Raw genomic sequence first — 16,774 nt, 5'->3', positions numbered from 1 at the left:
AACAGGAATGTTCTCGTTTAGAACGCGAAACTTGCTGATAAAAGCTTGATTGATGAGGTTGGGAACATGAATTTTACTGTTGTGATTAAAGAAAATCGTGTAAATCTGCTAAATTTTCACGCACAATAAGAGTATTAGGATGATTCACTCCTAACCGTCGCTCAAGAATATCCAAAGCTTGGATAAAGCAGGGTTGGGCTTCGCTGTATCTCCTATCTCCCTTGTTCACGATGGAGTACCGCTAGGTTGTTGAGGATATTGGCGACATCAGGATGTTCTTCTCCCAGCAGCTTGCGCCTGATTGCTAAAGCTTGGATGTAAAGGGGTTCGGCTTCGCTGTATCTGCCTTGGGAACGGTAGAGTAACGCTAGGTTGTTGAGGCTAAATGCAACATCAGGATGTTCTTCTCCCAGCAGCTTGCGCCTGATTGCCAAAGCTTGGATGCAAAGAGGTTCGGCTTCGCTGTATCTGCCTTGGGAATGGTAGAGTATTGCTAGGTTGTTGAGGCTAAGTGCAACATCAGGATGTTCTTCTCCCAGCAGCTTGCGCCTGAGTGCCAAAGCTTGGATGCAAAAGGGTTCGCCTTCGCTGTATCTGCCTTGGGAACGGTAGAGTAACGCTAGGCTAGTGAGGCTAAATGCAACTTCTGGATGTTCTTCTCCCAGCAGCTTGCGCCTGAGTGCCAAAGCTTGGATGCAAAAGGGTTCGGCTTCGCTATATCTGCCTTGGGAACGGTAGAGTAATGCTAGGCTAGTGAGGCTAAATGCAACTTCTGGATGTTCTTCTCCCAGCAGCTTGCGCCTGAGTGCCAAAGCTTGGATGCAAAGGGGTTCGGCTTCGCTGTATCTGCCTTGAGAGTCGTAGAGTGCCGCTAGGTTGTTGAGACTAGTGGCGACAGATGGATGTTCTTCTCCCAATCGCTTTTTAGTAACTTCTAGACATTGTTCATACCAGGGTAAAGCTTGGTTATATAAACCTTGACCATCATAAAATGTAGCGTTACCGATGAAAGGCCAAGATAAATCATCATCACTGAGGTATTGAATCAGATGATTCGCTACTTCAGCTATATGAGGTATAGCAGGGGAAACGACGTTGATTTGCTCAAGAGTGGGAGTTTCAGGAATATCTTTAGCAACTGCTACCATTACCCCACAAAGCGATCGCTTTAATTCCTCTGCCTGTTGTAAATCGGTAAGCTTATATTGGAAAAACTTGCGCAACAGTGGATGTAATTGGTAAATTCCCTCACCTTTGCGCTGGAGTAAATGCAAATTCAATAACTTATCGTCCCGAATTTCCTCTAACTCTTCCTCGTCTTTTTCTGGTAAACACTGTTCCACCAAATCCCAAGCTATAGGCGCGGGTGCAAATAAACTCAATAAACAGCCCAACTGCTTATCATCGTCGTTTAATTCTTGCCAACTCAACTCAAAAGCTGCTAACACACCCCGTTGTGCAGTCATGTCGCCTTCTGGTTTATCCCAGGCAGGTTTTTTTAGTCGCTTTTTCTCCAACCGTCGCAACATTTCTGTTAAAGAAAGGTTTGGTTTCCGCTTGAGATATCGCCCCACTAATTCCAAATCCAAAGGCAAATATCCCAACCACTCACACAACTGATTTGCCACAGCTAATTCTTGCTCAATTCGCTGTGGTGTTTCTTTAAAAAATGACTTTAATAACTCCAGCGCTGCTTCTGGTTGCAATACATCCAGAGATAATTGCTTAATAGATGCTCCCAAGTGTTGGCGCGTGGTAATCAACACTTTAAACCGGGAAGATGACGAGGGTAAATAAGGTTTAACCTGCTGATATTCCCCAACATCGTCTAACATTAGCAGCACATCACCCTCGCGCCAATGCCGCCAGCAGTATTGCACTTGGGCGAAGACATCCAAACCTTCTGGTAAGTTTAAATCAAGCACACTTCTGGCAAACTGCACAACTTGAATGCCCACATCACCAGATTTTGCCAGCAACCAGCAAATTCCACCCTTGTAAATGTCGCGGTGATTCCTGGCATATTGTAGGGCGAGTTCAGTTTTACCAACTCCACCCATACCAGCAACAGCAGCTATAGCCACCTGTTCGTTTTCCTGCAAAAGCTGGTGGAGATTTTGGAGGTCTTTTTCACGTCCAACAAACTCCACCACCCCACTTAAGGGAATATTTTCGTAAAACGTCGGCTTGGGTTTAGCTTTTCTCGCTTCAGCACGCTGCACACCAGGCTTTTGTTCTCTAAGGCGTTGCCATTCTGCATCGAATTTTCTCAAATTCCCATCTTTATCGCCTTTGTCATGCCAAAGCTTCAGCCGAAAGTGCCAGTCCTCTGAACCTCGCTTGTGTTCCCGCAAATCTTCTAGAACACCCAAAAACTCAGCAAGTGCCTTTAGTGCTTCTCGAACTTGTTCTTTCTCTAAACCACCAAGTTCTGCCAAAACCCTTAGCTGTGTTCTCATAACTAGTTGCTTTGGTGTTTGCCAATTAAAGTTTCTTTCAAAACGCTCACCGTTTTCTATCTCATCATTGGCATAAGCCAACAACCTTTCTAATAGCTGCCTTACCCGCGCTTTAACATCATCACCATAGCTAACACGCGCCATCGGTTACTTTTGCTCAAATTTGGATAAAGTTTCGGGAATCCCCAAACTTAATCTAGCATCCCCAAACTCAAATCTCTGGGTATTCACCCATTACAGCCAACAGACAACTGTATTTGCTTTCACTGACTACCCCAAATTTACCGTTGCTTCAGTATTCAAGGTGAAGCAAATGCAAAAGGTAACGAAATCTATCAATATTAAAAAGCTGGTGACAGTTTTACTATTTGTAATTCCCTTAATTGCAGACTGGTTAATCCCAGGTTCGGGTATTTTGATTGAAATTACCTTTCTAATTTGGGAATTGCTGGAACCAGAGGAGACACAAGGGGATGATTTGAAGTAAAAGTAATATGTAGAGTCGAATGTCACTTACTTAAACTGGATTTAGACCCCCGACTTCTTGAAGAAGTCGGGGATCTGGGCAGCTAATAACGCTAAAGTCATAGTATGACTACAAAAATCACAACCCAAATGCAAACTGATAAATACCCTTTTGCTCAAGAACTGATTACCGATATGGAAGGTAATATCCGTAAAGTAGTCATAGATTTTAATGACTATCTACGCTTGCTAGAAGCTATTGAAGATGAAGGACTTATCTTAGCAATGAAGGCAGTAAAACATGAAATACCTCTAAATATAGATGAAGCATTAACACAACTAGAACAAGAGTGATTACCCAATATCTACCCAGCTTTATCAAGGATATGAAGGCTCTGAAAAGTACACCTTACTATGAGAATATTAGAACCCTTGCTTTTGAAGAAATACCACAAATATTAACCTTTGAAGAAATTACTAACCTCAAAAAACTTTAGGGTTATGAAAATGCTTATCGCATCCGCGTCGGTGATTATCGTATAGGACTTATTTTTGATGGAGAAACAGTCCTATTTCAGCGAGTGCTGCACCGGAAAGATATTTATCGTTATTTTCCAAAATAAAACCATCTTAATTACAAATTACTTTAGCGTAGCGAGACGTAGCCCATTACGAATTACAAATGCAATTTAATACCCAACTCCTACCTCGAATTAACAATAAATCCTTGAGAGAAAATGGCAAACAGTATTATGTAGATGCCAAAGGAAACCGCTTCCCTAGCGTCACCACAATACTTAATGTCACCAAACCCCAAGCAGACAGAGACAGATTATTAAATTGGAAAGCGCGTGTAGGAACAGAAGAAGCCACCCGCATATCTACAAACGCCAGTCGTCGGGGAACCCAAACACACAAACAAATTGAGCGCTACCTCCTGGGGCAAAATCCTGTTTGTCCAGAAGCCAGCCGCCCTTACTGGGAAAGTATTCAGCCAGTTTTAGCAGAAATTGATACAGTAAAACTCGTAGAAGGCTCAGTTTTTCATTACGATTTGAGCTATTCTGGCAAAGTAGATTGTATTGCCAGCTATCAAGGCATCCCCTGTATTTGCGAGTGGAAAACAGCAGACAAACCTAAAGGTTCAATCGAGCATTTATACGAACATCCACTACAACTTACAGCATACATTGGAGCAATTAACAACTATTATCGAGATTATGGGATTCAGCTAAATCATGCTTTGTTGGTAGTCGCAATTCCAGAGATGCCAGCCGAGGTATTTTGGTTTGAACCAGCAGCGATTAAAAATTACTGGCAGCAATGGGAAAAAAGAGTCGCCGAATATTGGGAACGCAGAAGTGTTTGGAGTTGATGAGTGGGATTCTGGTTCAAAGATGCGGTAAGTGCTTTGATTTAAATTGGTGCGATCGTATGATTTTGTAATTCGAGTTTTGTCATAGTTATTACCCCATAGTAGGGTGGGCATTTTAATGCTCACCCTAGTTACCTAAACTAGCGCTGGTGTATTTGCACGCTGAATTTGAGGTGTTGCAACCATCCGCATTCCGGCTGGTGCAGCTAAAGTTAACCCACGGCGCACAGGACGCACGGGACGTTTATTCACTAGCGAAACTTGAAATTCTGACAAAACAGTTGCCAAGACAATTTTCATTTCATACTGAGCAAATGCCATCCCAATACAGCGACGATTACCGCCACCAAAGGGTAAATATTCATAAGGCGAATATTGTCTTCCTAAAAAGCGTTCTGGTTTGAACTGCTTGGATTGTGGGTAAACTTCTTCCCGATGATGCGCTAAATAAATGCTGGGGATTATTACCGTTCCCTCTCGCAGTTCGTAGCCCATAATTGTAATTGGGGTTTTCACAATCCGGGGGAAAGCAGTCATGACAATTGGGTAAAGTCGCAATGTTTCTTGGCAAACTGCTGTCAAATACGGCAATTTAGCCACACTACTCAAATCGTGGTTAACTCCAATGGTGTTGAGTTCCTTTTGCAACTTCTCACGCACCTCTGGTAAACGATCGATCCAGTAAAAAGCCCATGTCAATACCGAAGCAGTAGTTTCATGTCCCGCAACTAGCAGCGTCATTAACTCGTCGTGTAATTCTTCATCTGACATCCCTTGACCATCGTCGTAACGAGCCGCCATCATCAAACTGAGGATATCTTGGCGATTTTGATCGGCTTGGGCCCGACGTTCTCGAAGTAAAGCATAAATCAGTCGATCGATTTTTTGCCGTTGTTGCAGAACCCAACCCCAAGGACTCCACGCACCAAAATCTTTTTGCATGAACTGGAAGAAGAAGGCGCTGGACATTACAGGCGAACTAATGAAATCTAATAAGTCACTTAGCGATCGCCTCAGTTCTTCAAACAGCTGTCCATCATTCAAACCAAATACAACCCGCAGAATAACACGCAAGGTAATTTCTTGCATCGACTCACGGATCTTAAAAGGCTTGCCAATTTGCCATTCATGAGTCACCTGTCGGGTTATTTCTTGAATTTCCTCCCCATAAGCCCGCATTCTTTCGCCATGAAAGGGAGGAGCTAATAATTGCCGTTGCCTCTGGTGGCGATCGCCATCCGCTAACATAAAAGAGCGATCGCCAAGCAAAAATTTTAGTCCTACGTTCCCTCTGCCAACCTCAAAATGCCTAGAATCAGCAGTAAAAATCTGCTCAAGTGCTTGGGGTTGACTAAAATATATTAGATGGTTATCCGAGCGATTACTCCTGATCGTGAAAGTGTCACCGTAGGTTTGGGCAAAATCATCCACATATTTCACTGGCTGACTAATAAACTTGATCATCCGTAACCAGCGCGGCATTTGAGGCCCATCGGGTAAATTGTAAGTAGTTGTCATAGAATTTTAGGGAGTTGATGGCTTCTAAATTTTATTGTTACGACTTTTCATGTTACTTAGGGTTACAGAAAGCGGTATATTCATCATTGAGGACTAGAGACTGGAAACTGGGTACTGAAAAAGAAGACAAAGAGGATAATAATAACTCTTGTACAGACGCGATTAATCGCTCCTGTACAGACGCGATTAATCGCGTCTGTACTCTTAACTCAGAACTCAGCACTCAGAACTCAGCACGGGCTAAACGCCCCGCTACCGCTAACAAAAGGCAGCATCGGAAGTAAGCAGTGCCAAAAATCATCGCTATTCTCAACGGTAAAGGAGGAGTCGGTAAAACGACTACCGCAGTCAATCTGGCTGCAAACTTTGCGAAGAAAAAAAAGGTGCTGCTGATTGATGCAGATATTCAAGGTTCTGCCAGTTGGTGGTTTGGGCGCAGTCAGCAGGGAATGGGATTTGATTTATCTCAAGAAACAGATCCCGCACTTTTAAGTGATTTAGCAAAGATAACAGGTTACGATTTAGTAGTGGTGGATACACCTCCCGCGCTACGCTCTGAAGCATTAGTGGCGGTAGTTGCGATCGCAGATTATCTAGTTTTGCCGACACCCCCATCTGCAATGGATTTAGCAATCCTCGTGGAAACAGTCAAGGAAGCCGTCATCCCTGTGGGAACCCCCCATCGGGTATTGCTCACCAAAGTCGATACTCGCAGTTTGGGGGAAGCACAAGAAGCAAAAAACACTCTAACTCGCTTAGGTATTCCTACTTGTAATACTTTCATCCGTGCCTATAAAGCTCATGAACGAGCAGCACTAGAAGGTGTAGCGATTACTCAATGGCGAGGCGGAAACGCACGGGAGGCGGAATTAGACTACCGCCGTGCAGCTGATGAATTACAGCGTGATTGGAGAAAATAATAATGGCTAGGAAACAAAGTCTCTCTGACTTACTACAAGAAGAGGCGCAAAAATTTACACCCCCAGAAGGTGAATCTGCGATCGAAGTTACAGCAGAAAAAATTGCCGAAGAACAGGCTGCATCTGATGAGGAATCGTTAGGACAACCACTTGAGCCAACTTCTACTAAACGCAGTCCCACTAAAGCTGATTTAGAAGCAACTGTCAAAGAATTGACAAGTAATCTAGAAGCAAGCCACAAAAAAGAAGCATCTCTTGGACAAGAAATTGCTGATTTGCAATCAAAATTATCTAAACAAAAAACCTTTGCATCCGAACAAAAATCATTACTAGAACAGCTAACAAAAGAACTTGACGAAACCAAAAAAACAGCACTGCAACTTGCAGAAGCAAATTCCCAGCTTATAGAAGAAATTAATTCTTTCAAACAAAAAGTAGAACAAAAAGCAATACAAAAAGCAGAAGAGAAATCTAAACTTGTTGTCAAAGAAACTAGCGCGATCAAACCAGTAAAAGACCATTACAATCCACTTAACTACAAAAAATCACATCGCTCATCGGAAACGCTAGCTCAAAATCAACCTCAAAATCAACCGAATGAGTATCCCGATAGTTCTAATGAGATGTGGTTACTTGACTAGAATCAGTTAAAGATTAATGGTACAAATCAAAATCTATGGCACTGCTTCATTTATTCGTCATTCTCGCAGTGCCATTTCTGACGCAATTCATTCTTGTGTTACTGAAGCTTTAATATATCCTCAAGACAAGCGTGCCCATCGGTTCTTTCCTCTCGAACCCGATGATTTTATCTATCCTTTAGGACGTTCAGAGAAATACATCATCATTGAGATTAGTATGTTTGAGGGACGCACTATTGAAACGAAAAAGAAACTAATTAAGTTGTTGTTTTCCCGCTTATCCGAACAAGTTGCAATTGCACCTATAGATATAGAAATCACGATTACAGAAACCCCAAAACACAACTGGGGTATTCGGGGAACAACAGGAGATGAATTAAACCTAAATTACCAAGTGCAAGTGTAAATCTTTGGAGCTTGTAGGGTGGGCATTGTAATGTCATTATAATGCCCACCTAAATGCAAGACAGGTTTGCGTTAGCGTTCGCGCAGCGTTCCGCAGGAAAGCTCACCGTACTCCTTTGGAGAAGCAAGCTACGCGTAGCGTCTCGTAGAGAAGGTATCGCTCTAGCTACATTCCCCTAAAATTATGTGAAACATAATTAAAGACAAAAATAGTAGCTATATCACAGAAGCCATTAGCAACAGATACAACACTTTCCAGATCGCCGTTATAGAAAAATTATTGAGATTTGAGCTATCTTTAAACTCGAAAGTCTAAAATATGCTGCGCGGTGATTTGTGGTTGTTCCAAGTGTGGGAGATGACCACAATCTTGAATCCACGTAAGAGTACTGTGTGGAATTGCCCTTTTAAATCTCATAGCATCCTTAGTACCCAAAATTTGATCGGAATCGCCCCACAAAATTAGCGTTTGTTGCACAATTTTTGATATGGTTGTGAATCTAAAAGCACTGTAACCGCCACTTTTGGTAAAAGAAATCAGAGCTTGATGCCAACTCGGCATTTGTAAATGTAATGCTCCACAACATAACGCATCGATAGAGGCAAGAGTTTGATTTTTATATCCAATGCGAGAAACGCGATCGCGCACTTTCATATTACTCAAAAACTGAGTTGCTAAATAATCTAATGGGGGAAACATGAATTTGCTCAATGGCGAACCACCCGCCAATCCCGCACTGTCAATTAAAACCAGCTTTTTGACTACTTCTGGGTAAGCCAATGTAAAATCAATCGCCGTCGCACCACCCATCGAAGCGCCCACTAAAATTACAGGTTGGTTAATTAAGCTTTTCCAAAAATAATAAAGATGGGTTTTAATTGCAGTTGGGCTATAAGCAATTCCTGAGAGTCTATCTGTAAACCCAAAACCCAACAAATCCACCGCCCAAGTTTCATTATCTTCAGAAAGTAGTGGCAAAAGCCGCCGAAATTCTAACACAGAACTGTCAAAGCCGTGAATTAATAAAATTGGAGTTCCACCACTCCCTTGCTTGACAAATGTTGTAGTTACTGCTTGATTAGTTAAAGGAGTAGCGATCGCAGTTGTTTGAATACTCCGAGCTAGTGCGATCGAAGTAGGTTCTGTGAGTTGCTCAACTGCTGTAGGAAGAAAATTCGGAAACATAAATTTCAGTCGATCGTACTAGTACAGGTCGGCAAAAATAAATCACCCATTCCAAATCAATGAAATGCTTATGCTGTATTCATTTTTAATTTTTAATTCCACCTTGCGCTACTAGCTTGCTTCCACCCATAACTAATTTTGTTAAACAATAAAGTTACACAACCTAAGATACTGAAGTATTATTTGTAATATTATATATATAAAACATAAGCTAGGGACTATCAAAATATTCTAACTCCCAACAGACATGATTAATCGCGTCTTTACTCCCCAAAAAAATATGGCATCAAAGAAAGTTTTCCAAAATGTCAAAATGGGGACTAAAGCCACGTACAATTAAAATCGCTTATCCCTTAATCCAGGAGCTAATGCCATGCCAATGGCGGTTGGCGTAATTGAAACTTTAGGTTTTCCGAGTGTCTTAGCAGCAGCAGATGCAATGGTCAAAGCTGCCGCAGTTACAATTGTGTATTATGGTCAAGCGGAGAGCGCTCGCTTGTTAGTTGCCGTCCGGGGACAGGTTTCTGAAGTAAATAGAGCTGTTGAAGCCGGAATCGTAGCTGGAGAGGAAGTAAAGGTTGGTACAGTAATTACCCACTACATCGTTCCCAATCCCCCAGAAAATGTCGAAACCATATTACCAATCCATTTCACTGAAGAATCAGAACCTTTCCGCATCTTCTAAGCAATTTTGCTATTCATTATCTGTAGCGAAGCTTCGTACAATTAACTTGTAGCCCCCAGTTTGTTCATACAGGAGATTAATAATGTCATTACAGGCAGTTGGAGCACTTGAAACTAAAGGTTTTCCTGCCGTGCTAGCAGCAGCAGATGCTATGGTAAAAGCTGGTCGAGTTACCCTCGTTGGTTATATCAGAGTGGGTAGCGCCCGTTTTACAGTTAATATTCGTGGCGATGTTTCTGAGGTAAAGACAGCTATGGCTGCTGGTGTTGAAGCCGCAGAAAATGTTTATGGCGGTACACTTGAATCTTGGGTGATTATTCCTCGTCCCCATGAAAACGTTGAAGCTGTTCTACCAATTGGTTATACAGAACAAGTCCAAAGGTATCGAGAATCTGTAGAAAATCCCATTGTTAGATCGAACAATCGATAGATTTAACCTCCTGTGGGGGAATTCAAAACAAAAACTTCCCATAAATGAATTTAAAGAGAAGTTTTTTGTCAGGCTTCTGATTATCAAAACTTTAGAGGATTACATTTCTTCTGTTTTTAGATTTTGCATAAGTTGAATTTGGAAGCAGACAGAAAACAACAGTTAGAGTCAATAGTCAAAACCAATATTGACTGTTGACTGTTCATTTTTAGAAATATAAAAGCTTTCAGAATAACTTACCAATATGAAAGGTGTAGTTGTGACTGAAGCTAGTTTAAAAAAGATAAATTTGCCTATCAATTCTTACTATTATTTTATACAACGACTTACCAAACATCTTTTGAAACAAAGATTACCGTATATACACTTAATTCAATCAATAAATATCACAAAACATAACTTAATGCAATTCAGTGAAAGCCCGATCCTCTTTCAAAAGCAGGGAATTCAGCCAATTTCTTCAGGAGAATTAGGGAATCTTCCAAGGCAAAATCTTATGAACACTAAGTATATGGAGATTAAACTAAATATTATACGACGCAAGGGTTTGTACAGAGTTGAAACTTATACTAGTGAAATAACGTCCAATTTTGAGTTAAATTAGATTCGTTCCTCGGATCTGTTACAAAATGTTAGATTTACCCGATCCATTTTGTGAAAAGTGTATCCTCCACACTTTAAGCAGATTTCTGTTCTCAACTAAAAAAACATAACTTTACAAAAAATTTAAATTGGCAGAATGCCCCAAATGCTTGATATATATTGATTTTGGACTTTTTAAAGTAAAAGCGAAACATCAATGTAGAAATTTCTGCATAATTTTAGTGAATTCAGACGTAATAAAAGTAGAATCACTGAGCTATTTTCATGAAACTCATGAAATCTGGGGCAGCTGCCAGTTAAACAATTAGGTGGGACGAATGGGGGTTGTAATGCAAACTTCAAAATTGAGTTTCGAGGAATGCAATCTCATTATGACAATAGATGTGGAAAAACTGGCTCTAGATTGGCAAAAGCGCTTGGCTGTGGAATGTCCAGACCAAAATGAAGCCGCAAGGCAAAGCATTATTCTCTGGCTGTTGGGATCTGACTCAAAACGGTTCGATCTGTATAATCCTAAAGAACTAGATATCGCCAAGCAAGCGATGGAATATCGCTGGAGGATTTTACGTCAACGCTACTTGGGGTTGGGGCGAGAACGTGCTTATCGCAACTTGATAACCCGATTGGGGAGTTTAGTAACATTACGGAATAAAATTCAGACTTGGGTTTCCCTCAGCCGCGATCGCCAGCGCAGTGTAATGGATGTGTTACAAGAAGTACTCCAAGAGTTACTCCAAAACGACAGCCAGATGCAACAGCAAATGGCTGATATTGCCAAATATACAACCGATAGACGATTGGGAGATGCTCTGCTATTTGCCAGTTTAGAAGAATATTGTCTGCGACCGGTACGCAATCAACCCCTATTAGCTTATCGATTTGTGAATTATTTGCGTCGCACTCAGCGCGGTGGTTTAACCCAAGTGCCAGGACGTGATTTGGTTCGACTAGTCTCAGAAGAAGTTCTTACAGACGACAGTGACAATCGAGTTAACTTAGTCGATAATCAGGCGATCGCAGAATATATTGAAGCACAACAACTAGAAGAACAACAAGGGCTGCGCCAGTCAGTACAAAAAGAATTTGAAAATTATTTACAAGAAAATCTCGGCACAGAAGCAGTGGAATGGCTGCGGCTGTATCTGCAAGGGAAGTCCCAAGAAGAGATCGCCAAAAAACTGAATAAGCCGACTAAAGAAGTCTACCGTCTGCGAGAAAAAATTAGTTACCATGCTGTACGTGTTTTTGCCCTCAAAGGCAATCCAGAACTCGTAGACAACTGGCTCTCAATTTCCTTGCAAGAACATAACTTGGGATTAACCCAAAACCAATGGCAGCAACTTGATGAAAAATTGACTCCTCTCGGGCGACAAATCTTAGATTTGCGCAGAGCAGGTAATTCAATAGAAGCCATAGCCGAACAGTTAAAACTCAAAACCCATCAAGTGCTAGGTGAATGGACGAAAGTCTATCTTGCAGCCCAAGCTTTAAGAACGCAAGAGTAGCCTGTAGTGAAAAATGGAGCATAGGGAAGTCGGGAGTGGGAAGCAGGGAAACAGGGGAGAATAATTAATGCCCAATGCCCAATGCCCAATGCCCAATTTTCAGTATTATCCCCAGCCCCTAATCTAAAATTCATACTTTACTTACATTGACTTAAGTATATATAATTGGAATTTTAACAATTTAACAAAGTATCTTTATTAACTACCTATTGAATTAGAGGCAAAATATAAGTAAACACCAACGAATCAAATCTATGTTGTCTTCAAAGGGCGAACTAAATGATACCGTAGCAAATGGACAGCAAATGCTAACTGCCGCTCAAACTAGGTGGGAGCAAGAAGGCGATCGCGAACAAATATTCCACCTAATCGATCATCTTTTGTCCTTTGAAGCTTGCCTCTACCACCAGATTTTACCCTTTAGATTAGAAGACAAAAGCCTCTTGCTAGGTATGGTTTATCCAGAAGAGAGCGAAGCCCTAGATTACGTTGGTCGCATTTTGTCTTCTATCAATTGCACAATGGTGATTGAGGCGATCGCAGCCGATGCTCACCGCAGAATACTATCAGCCTACCTCAACCATAAGAATATATCCCAGCTAGATGCCCAACAAGTGCATCAGCCAACAGTGGACTTCCCCCCAACAAATAGCCCAGCTACGATTACTGACATACCTAGTCCTTCTTTAGATGCCGACTCAGAATCAAATCAACAACCTGTATTGATGGCGTTTCAGACACAAAAGCGTCAAAATTCTGGACAGCGGGTAGACTTGCCTCCGATCCCAGAGCTAGACCAATCATCTCAAACTACGACGTTCTTCACCCCTATTTCCACAACTCAGTCGGGAGAGGATTTTGAACCCACATCATCAAACAATTTACCTATTTTTCCCACACAAGCTTCCGAACTACTGAATCCCATTGAGTTGCTAACAACACTGCCACCAAAAAAATTATTAGAAGAATTACTAGGGCGAATTTTTGCTGGGGGAATTGGTCGGCTGTACTTAGAAAGACAAGCTTACGAAGGCAGAATACTGTGGAGTGACAATGGAGTTTTACAGTCTGTATTAGACAAACTGCCACTCTCAGTTTTTCAAGGAGTATTGAATGAATTAAAGCGGTTTGCTTCCCTGCCTGTAACCACGCTTACAGAACCAAAACAGGTAGAAAAGGAATACGTGTATCAAAAAAATCGCTTATTATTACGCTTGCGAGTCATGCCGGGAATCTACGGCGAAGAAGCAACACTCCAAGTATTGCGGGGAGCAGCATTAAAATTCTATCAACAACAACAATTGACGCGTATAGGCCGCGATGCTTTAGGAATTTCTCAGCAACTAAGCATTAAGTTACATGAACTACAAGAACAACTTTTACTGAATCCTAGCCTTGATTCTCAGCAATTAGAGGCTTTAGTTACCCTGAATCAATTAGTGAAAAATTTAGACCAACAGATCAAAATATTGGCACTAGATAGCAATCCACCAACAAAGAGTAAATCATCAGTCAGTAAGTGAAAACGCTGATTTCGTTAGCATACATAATTGTTATGTTGTAATGGAATCTCAGACTGATAAAGCTTAGAGATTCATCTTCAAATAAATACAAATTTTGCGAGCGTATTCTGAGTAAGATTACGGTTTAAACAAACTTAAATAGTAGCAAAGTTAGTTTTCCCTCTTAAATCCTATTGTTGCAAATATTTCATGCTAACTGAGGTTTTTAGTGAACTTTTTCCCTTAATGAGTACAGCCAATCCACAGACTTTGGAATGGCTACTCAACGTTGCAATTGAACATGAATATCCATCTGGACGAGCCGTTGTGATGGAAGATGCCTGGGGTAACGCCGTTTATTTAGTGGTTTCTGGTTGGGTCAAAGTCCGGCGTACCGTCGGGGAAGATTCAGTAGCTTTGGCAATTTTTGGGCGTGGCGATTTTTTTGGAGAAATGGCAATTTTGGATGAATCTCCACGCTCAACTGATGTCATTGCCCTTTCACCCGTGAAATTGCTTAGTATCTCCAGAGAGCGGTTTATTCAAATATTGTTTAAAGACCCGCAGTTACATCACCGGATGTTGCAATTAATGGTGCGGCGATTGCGACAAATTAACCAGCGCCTACAAATGCGGTCTTCACCACCAGCAGTCAAACTCGCGCATACTCTAGTGACTTTGGGTGAAAGCTATGGTCAGGAATCAAACTTAGGAAGAGAAATTTTTAACGTTCCCTTTAAAGATTTAGCAGAGGTGACAGAAATCGGCGTTGAAGAAACCACCAAAATTATGGAAAAGCTGCATGAAAAAGGGTGGATAAAAATTGATAGCGTCAACAACATTACTTATCTTGTGAACTTCAAACAGTTGATGAACTTGGCTGGCAAAGTGTGATTGTTTTATTTATTCAACGATACAAATTTTGGCATTAAGAAAGTCAACCGACAAGATGCTTCGGTTGACTTTCTTATTACAGGTGTAAATACTTCACAAATTGAAACTTCATAATGGATGACACCACTCCACCCCTGACAAAAAACGTCACACAGGCACAATTAGCAGCAGCAGAACCTAGTACTGACCCTGAACTGTTGCGGGAACTGGCATTATCTACTGACCAAAAAACCCGTCAGTCCGTTGCAGGTAATCCTAATACTCCTGCTGATGTCCTGTTGAAACTGGGAGCAGAATTTCCGTCTCAATTGCTAGATAATCCAGTGTTTCCATTACTGCTTTTGGAAAATCTCAATTTAGTTGCAGAAATTCCCTTAAATACTTTGCGAAGCATTCTTAGGCTGGAAAATGTTCCTGTGTCTATTCTAGAGAAATTAGCCGATAAATCAGATTACAAAGTACAACTACTAGCGCTAGCCGAAAACCCCAAAAATGAAAAAGTAGTGTTCAATCGGATAAATCAAATCAATGATTCTCTGATTGTCGAATCTGCTCGTCTACACATCAATTTGGCTGGAGAATTAACAGAGGGATACGAGCAAAAAGTTAAAGAGGTAATTCAAGGAGCTATATTTTCTGATCGCAATGTTGATGCTTACGATCTTGTTGTCCCCGCTCAAATTTGCTTTATCCCAGAATTTATTGTTGAATGTTGGGTAAGGGAGCCAATATATGAACATTATTTGTGTAGGAAGATTGCTGATTCTCCTGCTACCTCTGCCAGTATTCTCAAACATTTAGCCAACCATACTGATGGTTATACACGAGATAGAGTAGCCGAAAATCCCAATACTCCCCCAGAGGCTTTACGAAAATTGGCAAGCAAACAGGAAGCAGGAGAACCTCGAATTTTTCTTGGTCGCAATCTAAATACACCTAGTGATGTTTTGGAGAGTTTGAGCAAAGATCGAGATAAAAAAGTTCGTATTAGCGTCGCGGAAAATCCCAACACGCCCCTAACTATACTTCAATATTTAGCAAACGATACAGAGAGAAATGTTGCTGAGGCTGCTACTAGAGCAATACGAGAACAACAAGGAGAATATACTGCTGAAGCAGTCAGAAAAAACCCGAAAACTCCCCCCCATGTGTTAGAAAAGTTAGCACAAAAAGACCCCCAAACTGTCTGCCAACACCCAAATACACCGTCCGAACTGTTTTTAGAATTCTCCAAAAGCCTTAACTCACAAGTTCGTGAATGGGTAGCTAAAAACCCCAACGCACCAGTGAATATTTTAGAACAGTTGGCTGATGATGACTCTTCTACAGTTCGGCAGGAGGTTGCCCGAAATCCGAATACACCATTAAGTCTTCTGTTTAAGCTATTTGCTAGAGACGCATCGTTAAGCGATACAATAGCTTATCAAATGTCAAGAGAACAATATCACTCCCCCCAGGCGAAGAGTATCTTAAATATCCTAACTGAAGAAAGTACCAGCCCCCTAGAAACTATTTTGCAGAGATTAGTAAGGGAAGGAGTAGAGGCGACTCGTCTGTTTTTAGCTCGTCGCGTTGATTTACCTGCTCATATATTGGCACAACTTGCTGAAGCAACAGAGGTTGAGGTGCGCCAAGCTGTAGCTCAAAATCCGAATACACCAATCAGCGTCTTGGAAAAATTAGCCAGAGACGAAGATTGGCGTATTCGGATGCATACCGCTTCAAAAATCAACTTGTCGCCTGAGATTTTAGAAGAACTAGCGGTTGAGAAATCATCTAGTGCAGTGCATGAAAAGGCGATGGTGAATCCCAGTTTACCAAAAGAAGCGGTGGAACGTATTCTTTGCGGACAATATGCAACAGATTACTTGAAACTGAATCCTGATTTTCTATCTCGTCATCCTGATAGCAAGGCTAGGGTAATCAATTACTATGCCAAGTCCGAGTCTTTTTGGGTTCGCTTTATTGCCCTACTTCAACCCCAGATTTCTCAGGAATTACTACACGAAAAAAGCCTTTCTATTTACTGGTTGGAACGATTAGCTGTGGCTCAAAATCCACAAGCCGATCAAAAAATCCTCAATCAGCTGGCAAAAGACGGCAATCAGTTGGTTCGAGCAGCAGCAAAAGCTACATTGCGGGATCTCTCTTAATCCTATATTCGCAGTAGAAGATTTAGGGACTTC

16 protein-coding genes are annotated in these 16,774 nt (G+C 41.4%); 12 read left to right on the top strand and 4 right to left on the bottom strand.

Features of this window, described 5'->3' with window-relative positions; translation table 11 throughout:
* Positions 1 to 85 precede the first annotated feature (85 nt).
* Together ACR5KR_RS06045 and ACR5KR_RS06040 are read right to left on the bottom strand one after the other, a co-directional pair.
* On the bottom strand, positions 86 to 229 hold the full coding sequence (locus tag ACR5KR_RS06045) for a tetratricopeptide repeat protein (protein WP_448265827.1): 144 nt from the start codon (positions 227 to 229) through the stop codon (positions 86 to 88).
* On the bottom strand, positions 213 to 2,603 hold the full coding sequence (locus ACR5KR_RS06040; RefSeq protein WP_448265826.1) for a tetratricopeptide repeat protein: 2,391 nt from the start codon (positions 2,601 to 2,603) through the stop codon (positions 213 to 215). The genes ACR5KR_RS06045 and ACR5KR_RS06040 overlap by 17 nt, the downstream gene beginning before the upstream one ends.
* 169 nt (positions 2,604 to 2,772) lie before the next feature.
* On the opposite strand from ACR5KR_RS06040, the gene ACR5KR_RS06035 reads away from it, so the two are divergent.
* From ACR5KR_RS06035 to ACR5KR_RS06025, 3 genes are all read left to right on the top strand, one after another.
* Positions 2,773 to 2,946 carry a hypothetical protein gene (locus ACR5KR_RS06035; RefSeq protein WP_448265825.1) on the top strand — a complete coding sequence of 58 codons (174 nt, stop codon included), beginning with the start codon at positions 2,773 to 2,775 and terminating at the stop codon, positions 2,944 to 2,946.
* Between the two features lie 104 nt (positions 2,947 to 3,050).
* Positions 3,051 to 3,278 carry a hypothetical protein gene (locus ACR5KR_RS06030; RefSeq protein ID WP_448265824.1) on the top strand — a complete coding sequence of 76 codons (228 nt, stop codon included), beginning with the start codon at positions 3,051 to 3,053 and terminating at the stop codon, positions 3,276 to 3,278.
* Between the two features lie 328 nt (positions 3,279 to 3,606).
* Complete coding sequence (locus ACR5KR_RS06025) at positions 3,607 to 4,299, top strand: PD-(D/E)XK nuclease family protein (protein ID WP_448265823.1); 693 nt, start codon at positions 3,607 to 3,609, stop codon at positions 4,297 to 4,299.
* 135 nt (positions 4,300 to 4,434) lie between these two features.
* On the opposite strand, the gene ACR5KR_RS06020 is transcribed toward ACR5KR_RS06025, so the two are convergent.
* Entirely contained in the window at positions 4,435 to 5,817 is a 1,383-nt protein-coding gene (locus ACR5KR_RS06020; RefSeq protein WP_448265822.1) for a cytochrome P450, read from the bottom strand.
* Positions 5,818 to 6,104: 287 nt separating this feature from the next.
* Between ACR5KR_RS06020 and ACR5KR_RS06015 the strand changes: the two genes are divergently transcribed.
* The 3 genes from ACR5KR_RS06015 to ACR5KR_RS06005 are packed head-to-tail and all read left to right on the top strand — an operon-like array spanning position 6,105 to position 7,784.
* Complete coding sequence (locus tag ACR5KR_RS06015) at positions 6,105 to 6,737, top strand: ParA family protein (protein WP_194044647.1); 633 nt, start codon at positions 6,105 to 6,107, stop codon at positions 6,735 to 6,737.
* Between the two features lie 2 nt (positions 6,738 to 6,739).
* Positions 6,740 to 7,378 (top strand): hypothetical protein, encoded by a 639-nt coding sequence (locus ACR5KR_RS06010; RefSeq protein WP_448265821.1) that lies wholly within the window; start codon positions 6,740 to 6,742, stop codon positions 7,376 to 7,378.
* A 16-nt stretch (positions 7,379 to 7,394) separates the two neighbouring features.
* A complete protein-coding gene (locus ACR5KR_RS06005) occupies positions 7,395 to 7,784 on the top strand; it encodes a tautomerase family protein (protein WP_445627341.1) in 390 nt (129 codons plus the stop codon).
* A 297-nt stretch (positions 7,785 to 8,081) separates the two neighbouring features.
* Here the strand turns inward: ACR5KR_RS06005 and ACR5KR_RS06000 are convergent, their stop codons facing one another.
* Positions 8,082 to 8,969, bottom strand: a complete 888-nt coding sequence (locus ACR5KR_RS06000) for an alpha/beta fold hydrolase (RefSeq protein ID WP_445627342.1) — start codon at positions 8,967 to 8,969, stop codon at positions 8,082 to 8,084.
* 373 nt (positions 8,970 to 9,342) lie between these two features.
* Between ACR5KR_RS06000 and ACR5KR_RS05995 the strand changes: the two genes are divergently transcribed.
* The 6 genes from ACR5KR_RS05995 to ACR5KR_RS05970 all read left to right on the top strand — a co-directional run bounded on the left by ACR5KR_RS05995 (position 9,343) and on the right by ACR5KR_RS05970 (position 16,741).
* Positions 9,343 to 9,654 (top strand): BMC domain-containing protein, encoded by a 312-nt coding sequence (locus tag ACR5KR_RS05995; RefSeq protein WP_445627343.1) that lies wholly within the window; start codon positions 9,343 to 9,345, stop codon positions 9,652 to 9,654.
* 82 nt (positions 9,655 to 9,736) lie between these two features.
* Positions 9,737 to 10,084 carry a carbon dioxide-concentrating mechanism protein CcmK gene (locus tag ACR5KR_RS05990; protein WP_445627344.1) on the top strand — a complete coding sequence of 116 codons (348 nt, stop codon included), beginning with the start codon at positions 9,737 to 9,739 and terminating at the stop codon, positions 10,082 to 10,084.
* Between the two features lie 920 nt (positions 10,085 to 11,004).
* The gene (locus tag ACR5KR_RS05985) at positions 11,005 to 12,192 is read left to right on the top strand and encodes a HetZ-related protein 2 (RefSeq protein WP_448265820.1); all 1,188 of its coding nucleotides are present in this window, start codon (positions 11,005 to 11,007) and stop codon (positions 12,190 to 12,192) included.
* 254 nt (positions 12,193 to 12,446) lie between these two features.
* Positions 12,447 to 13,715, top strand: coding sequence for a GspE/PulE/PilB domain-containing protein (locus ACR5KR_RS05980; protein WP_448265819.1), 1,269 nt, complete (start codon positions 12,447 to 12,449; stop codon positions 13,713 to 13,715).
* A gap of 189 nt (positions 13,716 to 13,904) precedes the next feature.
* Positions 13,905 to 14,588 carry a Crp/Fnr family transcriptional regulator gene (locus tag ACR5KR_RS05975; RefSeq protein WP_448265818.1) on the top strand — a complete coding sequence of 228 codons (684 nt, stop codon included), beginning with the start codon at positions 13,905 to 13,907 and terminating at the stop codon, positions 14,586 to 14,588.
* 113 nt (positions 14,589 to 14,701) lie between these two features.
* On the top strand, positions 14,702 to 16,741 hold the full coding sequence (locus ACR5KR_RS05970) for a hypothetical protein (protein WP_448265817.1): 2,040 nt from the start codon (positions 14,702 to 14,704) through the stop codon (positions 16,739 to 16,741).
* Positions 16,742 to 16,774: the final 33 nt, after the last annotated feature.

Source organism: Nostoc sp. DSM 114159 (assembly GCF_053470285.1).
The sequence above is the reverse complement of the archived record's forward strand: the minus strand, read 5'-3'. Positions and strand labels throughout refer to the sequence as shown.

What these genes read in the sequence shown, in the direction of transcription:
- ACR5KR_RS06010 (WP_448265821.1), top strand. Translation starts at nt 6,740, where the DNA reads ATGGCTAGGAAACAAAGTCTCTCTGACTTACTACAAGAAGAGGCGCAA.
- ACR5KR_RS06030 (WP_448265824.1), top strand. Translation starts at nt 3,051, where the DNA reads ATGACTACAAAAATCACAACCCAAATGCAAACTGATAAATACCCTTTT.
- ACR5KR_RS05980 (WP_448265819.1), top strand. Translation starts at nt 12,447, where the DNA reads ATGTTGTCTTCAAAGGGCGAACTAAATGATACCGTAGCAAATGGACAG.
- ACR5KR_RS06000 (WP_445627342.1), bottom strand. Translation starts at nt 8,969, where the DNA reads ATGTTTCCGAATTTTCTTCCTACAGCAGTTGAGCAACTCACAGAACCT.
- ACR5KR_RS06025 (WP_448265823.1), top strand. Translation starts at nt 3,607, where the DNA reads ATGCAATTTAATACCCAACTCCTACCTCGAATTAACAATAAATCCTTG.
- ACR5KR_RS05975 (WP_448265818.1), top strand. Translation starts at nt 13,905, where the DNA reads ATGCTAACTGAGGTTTTTAGTGAACTTTTTCCCTTAATGAGTACAGCC.
- ACR5KR_RS05985 (WP_448265820.1), top strand. Translation starts at nt 11,005, where the DNA reads ATGGGGGTTGTAATGCAAACTTCAAAATTGAGTTTCGAGGAATGCAAT.
- ACR5KR_RS05990 (WP_445627344.1), top strand. Translation starts at nt 9,737, where the DNA reads ATGTCATTACAGGCAGTTGGAGCACTTGAAACTAAAGGTTTTCCTGCC.
- ACR5KR_RS05995 (WP_445627343.1), top strand. Translation starts at nt 9,343, where the DNA reads ATGCCAATGGCGGTTGGCGTAATTGAAACTTTAGGTTTTCCGAGTGTC.
- ACR5KR_RS06035 (WP_448265825.1), top strand. Translation starts at nt 2,773, where the DNA reads ATGCAAAAGGTAACGAAATCTATCAATATTAAAAAGCTGGTGACAGTT.
- ACR5KR_RS06040 (WP_448265826.1), bottom strand. Translation starts at nt 2,603, where the DNA reads ATGGCGCGTGTTAGCTATGGTGATGATGTTAAAGCGCGGGTAAGGCAG.
- ACR5KR_RS06020 (WP_448265822.1), bottom strand. Translation starts at nt 5,817, where the DNA reads ATGACAACTACTTACAATTTACCCGATGGGCCTCAAATGCCGCGCTGG.
- ACR5KR_RS05970 (WP_448265817.1), top strand. Translation starts at nt 14,702, where the DNA reads ATGGATGACACCACTCCACCCCTGACAAAAAACGTCACACAGGCACAA.
- ACR5KR_RS06005 (WP_445627341.1), top strand. Translation starts at nt 7,395, where the DNA reads ATGGTACAAATCAAAATCTATGGCACTGCTTCATTTATTCGTCATTCT.